This window comes from Duganella sp. GW822-FHT06D06 (genome assembly GCF_058799615.1).
Genome location: NZ_JBXALQ010000031.1, coordinates 1 through 11,814 on the forward strand (window position 1 = coordinate 1; position 11,814 = coordinate 11,814).

General features: G+C 66.3%; 13 protein-coding genes and 1 pseudogene. 4 read left to right on the top strand and 10 right to left on the bottom strand.

Annotation, left to right across the window (positions count from 1 at the left end):
- From AC1RMD_RS30295 to fliE, 10 genes and pseudogenes are all read right to left on the bottom strand, one after another.
- Window positions 1-1,033: pseudogene (locus tag AC1RMD_RS30295) on the bottom strand (flagellar hook-length control protein FliK); the annotation flags it as partial.
- Complete coding sequence (locus tag AC1RMD_RS30300; RefSeq protein ID WP_492932418.1) at window positions 1,030-1,347, bottom strand: hypothetical protein; 318 nt, start codon at window positions 1,345-1,347, stop codon at window positions 1,030-1,032. The pseudogene AC1RMD_RS30295 and the gene AC1RMD_RS30300, both read right to left, overlap by 4 nt.
- Window positions 1,340-1,729 (bottom strand): flagellar export chaperone FliS, encoded by a 390-nt coding sequence (gene fliS, locus AC1RMD_RS30305; protein WP_492932420.1) that lies wholly within the window; start codon window positions 1,727-1,729, stop codon window positions 1,340-1,342. Before fliS ends, AC1RMD_RS30300 begins: the two co-directional genes overlap by 8 nt.
- Window positions 1,730-1,761: 32 nt before the next feature.
- Window positions 1,762-3,177: a flagellar filament capping protein FliD gene (fliD, locus tag AC1RMD_RS30310; RefSeq protein ID WP_492932422.1), complete on the bottom strand. Its 1,416-nt coding sequence runs from the start codon at window positions 3,175-3,177 to the stop codon at window positions 1,762-1,764.
- A 113-nt stretch (window positions 3,178-3,290) separates the two neighbouring features.
- The gene (gene fliJ / locus AC1RMD_RS30315) at window positions 3,291-3,722 is read right to left on the bottom strand and encodes a flagellar export protein FliJ (RefSeq protein ID WP_492932424.1); all 432 of its coding nucleotides are present in this window, start codon (window positions 3,720-3,722) and stop codon (window positions 3,291-3,293) included.
- Window positions 3,719-5,029: a flagellar protein export ATPase FliI gene (gene fliI, locus AC1RMD_RS30320; RefSeq protein ID WP_492932426.1), complete on the bottom strand. Its 1,311-nt coding sequence runs from the start codon at window positions 5,027-5,029 to the stop codon at window positions 3,719-3,721. Before fliI ends, fliJ begins: the two co-directional genes overlap by 4 nt.
- Window positions 5,026-5,736: a flagellar assembly protein FliH gene (gene fliH, locus AC1RMD_RS30325; protein ID WP_492932428.1), complete on the bottom strand. Its 711-nt coding sequence runs from the start codon at window positions 5,734-5,736 to the stop codon at window positions 5,026-5,028. Before fliH ends, fliI begins: the two co-directional genes overlap by 4 nt.
- Window positions 5,733-6,776 (bottom strand): flagellar motor switch protein FliG, encoded by a 1,044-nt coding sequence (locus AC1RMD_RS30330; RefSeq protein ID WP_020702668.1) that lies wholly within the window; start codon window positions 6,774-6,776, stop codon window positions 5,733-5,735. Before AC1RMD_RS30330 ends, fliH begins: the two co-directional genes overlap by 4 nt.
- Window positions 6,760-8,526 (bottom strand): flagellar basal-body MS-ring/collar protein FliF, encoded by a 1,767-nt coding sequence (gene fliF, locus AC1RMD_RS30335; protein WP_492932430.1) that lies wholly within the window; start codon window positions 8,524-8,526, stop codon window positions 6,760-6,762. Before fliF ends, AC1RMD_RS30330 begins: the two co-directional genes overlap by 17 nt.
- Window positions 8,527-8,559: 33 nt before the next feature.
- Complete coding sequence (gene fliE / locus AC1RMD_RS30340; RefSeq protein WP_217940307.1) at window positions 8,560-8,910, bottom strand: flagellar hook-basal body complex protein FliE; 351 nt, start codon at window positions 8,908-8,910, stop codon at window positions 8,560-8,562.
- Between the two features lie 593 nt (window positions 8,911-9,503).
- Between fliE and AC1RMD_RS30345 the strand changes: the two genes are divergently transcribed.
- From AC1RMD_RS30345 to fliQ, 4 genes are read left to right on the top strand one after another with little or no spacing between them, the layout of a single operon-like run.
- The gene (locus AC1RMD_RS30345; RefSeq protein ID WP_492932432.1) at window positions 9,504-10,382 is read left to right on the top strand and encodes a FliM/FliN family flagellar motor switch protein; all 879 of its coding nucleotides are present in this window, start codon (window positions 9,504-9,506) and stop codon (window positions 10,380-10,382) included.
- A gap of 4 nt (window positions 10,383-10,386) precedes the next feature.
- Window positions 10,387-10,758, top strand: coding sequence for a FliM/FliN family flagellar motor switch protein (locus AC1RMD_RS30350; protein WP_492932434.1), 372 nt, complete (start codon window positions 10,387-10,389; stop codon window positions 10,756-10,758).
- Window positions 10,755-11,525: a flagellar type III secretion system pore protein FliP gene (gene fliP / locus AC1RMD_RS30355; RefSeq protein ID WP_492932436.1), complete on the top strand. Its 771-nt coding sequence runs from the start codon at window positions 10,755-10,757 to the stop codon at window positions 11,523-11,525. Before AC1RMD_RS30350 ends, fliP begins: the two co-directional genes overlap by 4 nt.
- An 11-nt stretch (window positions 11,526-11,536) precedes the next feature.
- A complete protein-coding gene (gene fliQ / locus AC1RMD_RS30360; protein WP_492932438.1) occupies window positions 11,537-11,809 on the top strand; it encodes a flagellar biosynthesis protein FliQ in 273 nt (90 codons plus the stop codon).
- The last annotated feature ends 5 nt before the right edge of the window (window positions 11,810-11,814 follow it).

Here is an 11,814-nt window from a genome sequence, read left to right on the forward strand (position 1 = left end):
CTGCGGCGGCCTCGGGCAGCGCGGCGTTGGCGCCGACGGTCGCGGGCGCGGCGCCGGCGGTCGGCGCTGGCGCATCCGACAGGCTTTGCTGGACCTGCGCGCCGAGCGCGGCGCTGTTGGCCATGGCGTAGATGTTTTGCGGCGCGGCGAGCGGCACCGCGCTGACCGGCACCGCGCTGGCCGGGGCCGGCAGCGGGGCCGAGGCCGGCGCCGCCGACCACGGTTGCTGGGTCTGCTGGGTCTGCGCGCCCAGCGCGGCACTGTTGGCCATGGCGTAGACGGCGTGCGGCGTGCCGGCGGGGATCGCGCTGAGCGGCGCCGGCGCCGGCGCGGCGGCGCTGGCCACGGCGGCGCCGTCGTCGCTGCTGGTCGCGCTGGTCGGCAGCGGCGCCGGGGCCGGGGCCGGGGCGGTGGTGACGGCGACGCCGGCGGCCGACAGGTTCAAGCGGGTGACCGCGCTGTTCAGCGTCGAGGTGGCGCCGACGGCCTCGTTGCGCGCCGGGGCGGCGCCATCGGCGTTGGCGGCCGGCTGCGCGGCGTTGGCCTGCAGCGCGTTGAACATGGCCGGCACCAGGGTGGCGGCGTTGGCGTTGGCGGCGGCGACAGCGCCGGCCGTGGCGGCCGCGGCGGTGTCGGCGGCGCCGCTGTCGGAGGCGGCGTCCTGCGGGCCCGGCAGCAGCGGGTCGGTCGGTTGCAGCAACTGGGCAAACAGCGGCGCGCCGGACTGGGCTTCGTCGGTGGCCGGCTCGGCCTGGTCGCGGCCCGGATAGCTGACCGGATCGTTCTGGCTGGCCGGCGTGGCGCCGCGCGGCGCGGCATTCTGCTTGGGCGAACTGCCGGCCGGCGTATGCTTGATGCCGCCGGTCAGCGGCGCCGACTTGGGCGGCACCCGGCTGTCGGTCTTGCTGCCGTTGTGACCCTGCGCCGGCGTCGGCATGGTGCTGCGGCCGCCATGGTTGGTGGCGACCGGAGCGGTCAGTTCGGCTTTCGCGGCTTTGGTCGAGGCGGTGGCGCTGGAGAGTGTCATGGTCATGCTTGGAGTCCGGTTTCTAACTGTTCGCTGTCTAGCGCATAGGCCAGCCAGCCTTCTTTGTTGGCTTGCATTTCATGCAGGCGCCGCTCCAGGTCCTCGGTGGCGGCGTTGCACGTGCGCACTGCTTCTTCATGTAGCTGACGCAGGGCCGACAGGGCGGCCCGTTCGCTGCTGCTCCACTTGCCCTGGGCCGCCATCTGCGGCACGGCGGTGACCATCAGGGTGTTCATCGCCGCCAGCAACTTCCAGTCCTGGGCGGCGAGGGCGGCGCTCATCTTCTGCGCCATTTGCAGCAGCGTGCGTTGCCTATCCATTTTTGGCCTGAACGCCCAGCCAGCCCTTCTTGATGGTGGTGAGCAAGGTCGTCACTTCGTCGATGATGGCCGGATCCAGGCTGACGCCGGCGGTGTAGAGGCGGCCGGCGCAGTAGTCGTACAGGCGGCCGAGGTTTTCCACCACTTCGCCGCCGTGGTCGAAGTCCAGCGAGCTGGCCAGGCCGTTGATGATGTCGGTGCACTTGTTCAGGCTGTTGGCCTTGAGCTCGTAGCGCTTGCCGACGATGTGGCCGCGCGCGCGCGCCAGCTCTTCGAGCAAGCCGTCGGTCAGCACCAGCACCAGTTCGATCGGCGACGCCCGCGTGACCTGGGCGTCCAGATTGGTGGAGTGGTAACTGCTGTAAGCTTCGTGGTTCAACATGGTGTTCACCGTACTGGTTGTAAATCGTTAACTTAATTGTCGCTGCTGGAGGAGAACATGGCCGTGAACATATTCGAGGTGCTGGTCATCGACGCCTGCAGCTGTTGCAGCGCGCTGAACTGCGCCAGATAGCGCTTGTAGGCGTTGTCGAACTGGTTTTGCACCGCCACCTGGCGCTTGGCGATGTCGTCCTGCACGCGGGTGATGGCGGTCTTGCGGCCACCGATCAGGCCGGTGGCGGAATTGGTCCAGGTGGTCACCAGCTTGTTCATCGAGCCCAGCACGCCGCTGTCGACGCCCAGGCCGGCGCGGCCGAACAGGCTGTCGATCTTGCCGGGGTCGGCGGCGATGGTTTTTTGCAGGCGGGTGCTGTCGAGCGTCAGCGTGCCGTCGCGCGCGGCGGTGATGCCAAAACTGATCAGCGAGCGGCCGCCGGTGGCGTTGCGCAGCGTGGCGCCTAGCGTGGCGCGCAGCGCGGCCACGCCGGAATCGTTGTACAGCGCGGCGTCGGCCGACTGCGGCGTGCTGTCGGTGGTCGAGGTGGCGCTGTGGTTGCCCGGCGCGGTCACGGTCTTGAACACCGCCAGCAGCTTGTTGTAGGCGTCGACAAAGCTCTGCACGTTGGCGGTGGTGGCGCTGTTGTCGGGGCCGACGGTCAGCTGCACCGGCGTGGCGCCGGCCAGCTGCGCCTGCTTGACGGTGAACTTGACGTTGTCGATGGTGCTGAAGGTGTTGGAGGCCTGGGTGACCTGGGTGCCGGTGCCCTGGTCGCCCATCCAGACGATCGCGTCCTTGGCGAGCGCCTCGACGTTCTGGGCCGACAGGTCCGCCTGCAGGCCGGCGTCGCCCAGGGCGCTGACGTCGAGCGAGGCGACGGCGTTGGCGGCGCCGGTCTGGGTGGCGCTCAGCACCAGCTTGGGCTGGCCGTTGACCGTCAGGGTGGAGGCGGTGACGCGCGAATTGTTGCCGGCGGCGACATTGATCGCGGCGGCGATTTCCTTGGCCGACAGGCTGCCGTCCATATTGCTGTCGGCGTTGGCCAGGTCGATCTGGAAGTTGGAACCGTCGGCCAGCATCACCTTCAGCGTGCCGGCGCCGGCGGCGGTGCTGTTGTTGACGTTGTACGACACCTGGCCGGCGGTGGCCAGCTGCTCGACGTAGAACGAGTAGGTGCCGGCGGCGGCGGCGGCGGTGGCGGTGCCGGTGGCGATCGCGGTGTTGCTGCTGGTGGCGGCGTTGGCGGCGACGCCGCTGGTGGCGGTGGTCAGCCCCTGCATGGCGGACTGGAAGGCGCTCAGCGCGCTGCCCAGCGTGCCCAGCGCGCTGACGGTGGCGGTGGCCTTGCTGGCCCGGCTGTCCAGGATGGCCTTGGTCGGCGCGACATACGCGTTCGCCAGTTTCTCGGCCGTGGTTTGCGGGTCGTAGACGGGACTGCTGATGACTGCCATGATCGTTGCTCCTGGAAAGGATGATTGAAGTGTACCCTGATATAAGGCGACCTTAATCGTTTCCCTATGAAAATATTCTTAACTATTTTTTCGGCCGGCGCCGCGCCGCGCGCTTATTTCTGGCCGCGCATCCATAGTTGCGTTGCCAGTTCATCATGTTGCTTGCGTTCCTGGACATTTTGCTGGGCCAGCACCACCTTCTGCTGCTTGACCAGCACCTTGCCCAGCACCTCGCGCCTGGCCCAGGCCGCGTTCAATTGTTGCTGCGACAGCGCCATGTCGGCCTCGTGCATGTGCAGGTCGAGCCGGTGGCTGTCGGCCATCTGCATCACCGCCTGCTTGTAGTCGCCGCAGTTGCCGGCCAGCGCGGGATGCAGATTGCCGCTGGGGCCGCTGTTCGTGTACAGCCCGGTCAGGCGGTCCAGGTTCTTTTGATAACGCTCGCGCACACTTTCCTTTTCCGCCAGCTCGGTCTGCAGGCGCTCCACCTCGGTGTTGCGCAGGGCCACCAGCGTGGTCAGGTTGCGGATGTTGTGGTGGCTCATGTCATCAGCTTTTCAAGTTGGTGGATGCACGGCGCGAAGGGCGCCTCTTCCTTGGTGCCCTGACACAGGAAATCCTCGACCCGGGGGTGCAGCTGCACCGCCTTGTCGGTGACCGGATCGGCGCCCGGCACATAGGCGCCCAGCGGGATCAGGTCGCGCACCCGGTCGTGGCGCGCCATGCTGGCCTTGAGCGCGCGCGCCGCCATCATGTGTTCGTGGGTGATGACCTGGCTCATGCAGCGGCTGATCGAGGAAGCGATGTCGATCGCCGGATAGTGGCCGCGGTCGGCCAGCTCGCGGGTCATGACGATGTGGCCGTCGAGCACGGCGCGGGCGGTGTCGACCACCGGATCCTGCTGGTCGTCGCCCTCGGCCAGCACGGTGTAGATCGCGCTCATGCTGCCGTTCTGGTTTTCGCCGTTGCCGGCCGATTCGATCAGCTGCGGCAGCGCCGAGAACACCGACGGCGGATAGCCCTTGGTGGCCGGCGGCTCGCCCAGCGCCAGCGCCACTTCGCGCAGCGCCATCGCATAGCGGGTCAGCGAATCGACCAGCAGCAGCACGTGCTTGCCCTGGTCGCGGTAGTGGGCGGCGATCGAGTGGCACAGTTCGGTGGCCATGATGCGCATCAGCGGGCTCTCGTCGGCCGGGGCGATCACCAGCACCGCCTTCGACAGGCCTTCCTTGCCGAGCGACATTTCGACGAATTCGCGCACCTCGCGCGAGCGCTCGCCGATCAGGCCGACCACCACCACATCGGCCACGGTCTGCCGGGTCATCAGGCCCAGCAGCACGGACTTGCCGACGCCGGAGCCGGCCATCAGGCCGACCCGCTGGCCCTTGCCCAGGGTCAGCATGGCGTTGATGGCGCGCACGCCCACGTCCAGCGCCTCGGTGACCGGTTTCTTCTTCAATGGATGGATGCGCGGCGGCAGCGATTCGAGCGGGAAATCGCCGGAAAGCTTGCCGAGGCCGTCGATCGGCTCGCCCAGGCCGTTGACCATGCGGCCCAGCCAGCTGGAGCCGATCTGCAGGCTGATTTTTTCGGGGGAGGGCAGCACGCGGGCGCCGGTGGTCAGGCCGATCGCCTTCTTGAATGGCATCAGGAACGACAGCTTGTCGCGGAAACCGACCACCTGCGCGTCCAGCCATTCGCCGGTGACTGTCTCAATCTGGCAACGCTGGCCGGTGTGCAAGGGACAACCCACGGCCTCGAGCAGCAAACCGGACGCCCCCACCAGGCGACCGGTCGGGGTCGCCATGGGCACGGAACCCAGTTCGAGATTGCGTAAGGCGTCAGCGATCACTCTTCGCTCTCCGGTTCATCGCCGCCGTCGGCAGCTTGAAGTTGATTATCGACCTGTTCCATGACAGCCGCAAGACGTTGATGACATCCGGCGTCAACTTCATTGTCGCCCGCCTTGATGCGGCACTCGCCCACTTCCAGGCGGGCGTCCGGGATCAGGTTCCAACGCTTGGAACGTTTCGGGTCCAGCTCGGCGATGCGCTTGAGTTCTTCCGGGTTCAGGAAGACATCGATTTCCTCGCGGGTGGGCGGCATCGACGCCAGCGTCTCCTCGACCAGGGCCATCAGCTGCACCGGCTGCAAGGCCAGTTCGGCGCGGATCACCTGGCGCGCCACCTTGGCCACCAGGTCGACCACTTCCTTGCGCTGGGCGGCGCGGTAGTCGGAACGCAGTTTCTTCAGGCTTTTCAGCATGGCGTCGACCGGGCGCGCCATCTGGTCGTAGGCCACCAGGGTTTCGTGGCGGCCTTCTTCGCGGCCCTGTTCCTGGCCCGAGCTGCGGCCGGCCTCGAAGCCGTCTTCCTGGCCGCGCGCCAGGCCGATCTCGTAGCCGTCGCGCTGGCCCTGTTCAAAGCCCTCGCTGACCGAGGCGGCCCACTGGGCGCCGCCGTCGCCGCTCTGGCTGTGGCTGTGCGCCACGGCGCGCTGGTGCGCCAGGTTGGTGAACTGCGCCAGCGGCGGAAAGCGGTAAGCGCGGAACGACTTCATTCGACCACCTGCTCGGCGAACAGCTGGATCTCGATCTCGCCGACGTCGGCCAGCGCCTTGACGGTGGCCATGATTTCCTGGCGGGTTTGCTCGATGCGCGACAGCGGCATCGGGCCGGCGCGCCGCATCATGTCCTCGAAGGCCTGGGCCTGGCGTTTCGGCATGGTCTTGAGGATGGCGTCGCGGATCGACACTTCGGCGCCCTTGAGCGCGATCGCCCATTGCTCCAGCGGCACTTCCTCGATGATGCGGGTGATCGCCACCTCGGACTGGTTGCCGAGGATGAAGAAGTCGTACATCGACAGCTCGATCTTGGACACCACTTCCGGGTCGTGCGCGCGCAGCAGCTCGACCATCTGCGCGCGGTTGCTCGGCAGCCGGTTGAGGATCTCGGCGGCCTGGCGTATCCCTTCCACGCTGGTGCTTTGCGAATCGAAGGAGGACAGGCAGCGCACCACCAGCTCGTCGAGCTCGACGAGCAGGTCGCGGTCGATCTCTTCCAGCCGGGCCAGGTTCAGCAGCACCAGGTCGCGGCCGTCGGCCGGCAGCGCGTCGATGATCTGGCCGGCCAGCGCGGCCGGCAGGAAGGCCAGGAACACCGCCTGCATCTGCACGTGTTCGTTGGAGATGTATTCGGCCAGCCACTTCGGCGAGGCCCATTGCAGGCGCGCCATCTTGGGCCGCAGTTCGTCGCCGTAGATGTTGTTGAGCACGGTGTTGGCGAGGTCGCCGCCGAGCGCCAGGTCCAGCGAGCGCTTCAGGTAGCTGCGCGAGGCGCCGTGCACGCCGGACTGCTGGCGGTAGTCGTCGAAGAAGGTCTGCATCGCGGTCTTGACGGACTCGACCTTGATGCCGCTCATGCGCGACATGACCTGGGTCACCTCCAGCAATTCCTCGCGCGACAGGCAGCGCAGCACGGCCGCGGCCGGCTCCTCGCCTATGCTCAGCAGTACGATCGCGGCCTGCTCGACCGGCGACAGCTGGGCGTTGCGGACGGCGTTGCCGTAGTCTTCTTCGTCGGGGTTATTGAGTTCGGCCATTTTTCTGCATCCATTGTTTGACGACTTCGGCGACACGTTCCGGTTCTTTGGCGGCCAGTACTTTCAGGTGGTCGACCATGACGTCGACCGCCGAGCCTGGCGGCGGCAGATCGTAGTTTTCCAGCAGCGGCACCACCGGCATGCCCGGCTGGACGGCGGCGCCCGGCAGCGCCGGCGCCGTGCCCGGCGCGTGGGCGCCGGCGATCGCCGGCGTGCCGGCCGCGGCGGCGGCGGCTTCCTTGGCTTCCCTGGCGGCCGCCACGGCGGCTTGTTCGGCGGCGCGGCGTTCGGCGGCGATGCGCGCCAGTTCCTGCGGCGGCGGCGTGAAGCGCACCGTGGCCAGGCGCATCAGCGGACGCAGCAACAGGAAGTAGCCGAGCATGGCGCCGACCGCGTACATCACGTAGGCGCTGATATCGACCACGTTGTCGCGTTCCTGCCACCATGGGACGATGGCGGCCTTGGGCGGGAAGTTCATGGCCGACACCACCAGCTGGTCGCCGCGCTCGCTGTTGATGCCCAGGCCGTTGCGCAGGATCTTGTCGATGTTGGCGATTTCGTTGGCGCTCCAGCCGGTCTTGGGCGTCGGCGAGGCCGCCTGCGCCAGCACCACGGCCACGCTCAGCTTTTCAAGCCGGCCGCGGCTGCGCTTGGTCTGGGTGATGCTGCGGTCGTAGGCGTACTGGCGGGTGGTGGCGTTCTTGCGCGCGGTGCCGTCGGCCGGATTGTTGGGGTCGTTGGCGGCGGCCGGCTTGGCGGCGTCGGCCGGGTTGGCGTTGGCCGGCGGCGGCCGGTTCGACAAGGTGCCCGGCACGCCTTGCGCCACGCGGTTGCGGTCCAGCTCTTCGCGCAGCGCTTCGCTGGTGACCTTCGGCTCGGCGCCGTACTTCTCGACCGTTTCCTCGACCTTGTCGTTGTCGACCACGGCCATCACGCTCATGCGGAAATTGTCGTCGCCGATGACCGGGCCCAGCAGGTTGCGGACGTTGGCCTTGACCTCGTCCTGGTAGCGCTTGCCGTTTTCATTGCTGGCGCTGCCGGCGTCGAAGCCGTCGACCAGGTCGATGTGGGAGGACAGCAGGTTGCCGCTCTGGTCGACCAGGCTGACGCGCTGCGCGCTGAGGCTGGCGACGCTGCCCGACACCATGTTGACCACGGCGGCGATCGCTTCCGGCGACAGCGTGTGGCCGGGCTTGAGCGCCACCACCACCGAAGCCGACGATTTCTCGCCGTCCGAGGACACGAACGAGGTCGACTTGGCGATCGACAGGTGCACGCGCGCGTGGGCGATCGCGTCCAGGGTCATGATCGACTGCGCCAGCTCGCCTTCCAGGCCGCGGCGGAAGCGCACGTCCTGCACGAATTGCGACACCCCCAGCGGGTCGCTCTTGTCCATCAGCTCCAGGCCGGCCGGCAGCTGCGCGGTCACGCCCTTGGCGGCCAGCAGCATGCGCACCTTGCCCAGCATCGAGTTCGGCACCAGCACCTGGCCGCTCTCGGGATGCAGGCGGTAGGGAATGTGGTCGGCGTCGAGCACCGTCATCATGTCGGCCGCGGCGACTTTTTCGCGCGCGCCGAACACCGGCTTGTAGCCGGACTGGTCGCTCCACAGATACATCAGCACCATGGCCGTCACGCCGATCGCCAGCAGCAGCAGCGGATACAGGTTTTTCAGCAGGTTGGGCGGCATGGACAGCGCGACCGGGCTGGCGCGCCAGCGCTCGAAGGCGGACTTGATGGAATTGATCACGTTGTTGGCTTTCGGGGTGAACTGGGCACGCTGTTACAGCGGCAATTTGATGAGTTCGTCCACTGCGCCCATCACTTTGTTGCGCACTTGCATCAACATCGAGAAGGACAGGCTGGCTTCCTGGCTGGACAGCATGGCGCCGACCAGGTCGTCGCTCTTGCCGGCGTCGACGTCGGACATCTGTTGCGCCGCGTTGGCGTCGGCGTCGTTGACTTTGTGCACCGCGTCTTTCATCGACTGGGCGAAGGAGAAGGCCGGCTGACTGTCGCCGGCGCCGGCGATAAACTGCGCGGCGGGCGCCACGCTTTGCTGGGCCAGGTTTTGCGCCGCGTTGGTGAGCGACGCGAGGTCGGCCTGTATCAGGTTCGAGATTCCGTTACTCATCTTGCTATCTCCCGTTTATGCAACGTTAGTCCCACATGTCTACCATATCCAGATTGCCAGAAAGCAGCAAGCCCCGCGTTGTTTATCTGTAAGTCGCTGTGCTCCATCAAGCGACACTTCGCGCCGGATGTTACGGCGATGTCACAGTCTTGTAAGAAAGTCAGCGTAGGCATGGTGTTCAACGCCAGGCCCGCGCAGTGGCGGCGGCATCCGTGGTGCGGGGGCGGGGGCGGGGGCGCTGGCGCAATTCCCGGTTGCCGGAAACTGTTCTCTTGCGGCAAATATCGTTATAAATCATTTACTAAGCGCCATGTATTCAAGTGTGTTGCAGAGCAGCGTCAGACGACGGGGAGCGGGTTAAGCTTACTGGCTAGCAATATTCTTGTAAAGACTTATTTGCCGCTGGGAATCACTTCGTCAAATATTGTTGGATGGCAATAATGTGAATTTTGATGTATCCTGTGCTACCGACAACGCATGACTTTAAGTTACGATAGGTAATATTCCCCAAATAGTGCGCTGGAAGTAACCAGTTTTTAGCTGGATAGTGCGATGATGGAGGAGTAGCGAAGAATTTCCGACATGGCGAAAACATGACAACGACAAAACCGACTGCGCCACCTCAAGTGCTGGACCCATGCCTGCTGGGGCGGCCGGTGCATCTGCTGCATCTGTTTGCGGCCCAGTTGCGCGACGATCTGGTGCAGTCGATGCGGCTGAACATGAACCGCCGCTACTGGGGCGGCTTCCAGGTGGAGGAGGTCGCGTTCGAGCGCCTGGAAGACAAGGCAAGCCGCGGCCGCTGGCTCAGCTTTGCCGCGCCGGCCGGGCAGATCGCCTTCTCGCTGGAGCGCAAGGTGCTGCTGAGCGTGTTGAACTTCCGCTACGGCAGCGGCAAGGCGGACGCTGCCGCGCTGGACGAGAACACGGTGAAGGTGACCGCCACCGAAGAACGCCTCGCCGTGGTGCTGGGGCAACAGCTGGCCGGCACCCTGGCCGGCCGCATCGAACTCAACCTCCCGGTGCTCGACAAGCCGGCCCCGGCCGAAGGCGAGCCGGAGGCGGCCGACAGCGGATTCAAGCCGGCCCCCGGCTCCCACCCGCCCAAGGGCAGCTGGATCATCACCGTCACCGTGGCCGACATCAAGAGCGGCGTCACCGGCCAGTACTGGTTCGCGCTCGACAAGACGCTGATGGCCAATGTGCTGCGCGGCCTGTTGCGCGACCGCGACGCCGGCAAGAAGGCCCAGCCCGCCGCGCCGCTGGCGCAGCGGCTGCAGGTCGGCCTGGTCGGCCGCCTGGCCAGCAAGGAAGTGCCGCTGGGCAGCCTGTACGACCTGCAGGTCGGCGACGTGATCCCGATCAGCCTGAACAGAGCGGACGTGCTGCTCGAAGATTCCCGCCTCTTCACCGCCGCCGTCACCGAACATAAAGGCAAACTCTGTTTAACCTCTTTTGAAGACGCCGAATAACATGATGAACATGAACGTAGCCAACCCTAGCGACGCCTTGCTGGAAGACCTGTCCGAAGAGATGATTATCGACCAGGTCGGCACCGAGCTGACCGACGTGCCGGCCACGCCGACGCGCCGCGACCTGCCGGCCATGATGCGCAAGATCCCGGTGACCCTGACCTTGGAAGTGGGCTCGGCCCGCATCTCGCTGCAGGAGTTGATGGCGATCGGCCCGGACAGCGTGGTCGAGCTCGACGTGCTGGCCGGCGAACCGCTGGTGATCAAGGTCAACGGCACCGCCATCGGCCGCGCCGAAGTGGTGGTGGCGGGCGAAAACTACGGCCTCAAAGTGATCGACCTGGACGGCCTGAATCTCGACATGATGACTCCATGACCTGCAGCGCTCACCCGCAGTGGCGCCGGCGACTGCTGCCAGCGGCCGCGGGCTTGACGTTGCTGGGCCTGCTGGCCTGCGGGCCGGCCCAGGCGGTCGACCTGCTGGCCAATGTGGTGCCCGGCGCCAAGACCGAACTGACGGTCAAGACCCAGATCCTGATCATCATGACCTTGCTGGGCTTGCTCCCGGTAATGGTCATGATGATGACCAGCTTTACCCGCTTCGTGATCGTGCTGTCGCTGCTGCGCCAGGCGCTGGGCCTGCAGCAGGGCCTGCCCAACCGCGTCATCACCGGGGTGGCGCTGATCTTGACCTTGCTGGTGATGCGCCCGATCGGCGACCAGATCTGGACCGACGCCTTCGTGCCTTACGACCAGGACAAGATCGGCCTGGAGGTGGCGCTGCAGATCGCCGAGAAGCCGGTGTCGCGCTTCATGCTGGCGCAGACCAGCAAGGCAGCGCTGCAGCAGATCGCCCACCTGGCCGGCGAGGACAAGATCACCGTGCCGTCGCAGCACGCCTTCACCGTCAAGCTGGCGGCGTTCGTGCTGTCGGAGCTGAAGACCGCCTTCCAGATCGGCTGCATGCTGTTCATTCCCTTCCTGGTGATCGACCTGGTGGTGTCGTCGGTGCTGATGGCGATGGGCATGATGATGCTGTCGCCGCTGGTGATTTCATTGCCGTTCAAGCTGCTGCTGTTTGTGCTGGTGGATGGCTGGACCCTGACCGTCAACACGCTCGTCACGAGCGTGCAGGCGTATTAAGGAGCGACCCGATGCTGACTCCCGAAGTTGCCGTCGACCTGGTGGTCGAATCGCTGCGCATCGTCATGTTGCTGGTGGTGATACTGGTGGTGCCCGGCCTGATCACCGGCCTGGTGGTGGCGCTGGTGCAGGCCGCCACGCAGATCAACGAACAGACCTTGAGCTTCTTGCCGAGGCTGCTGGTGACCTTGCTGGCGATCATCCTGATGGGGCGCTGGATGGCCGGCTACCTGATGGACTTCTGCGTCTCGATCTTCACCCGCGCGGCCACGCTGGTCGGCTAGCCGCC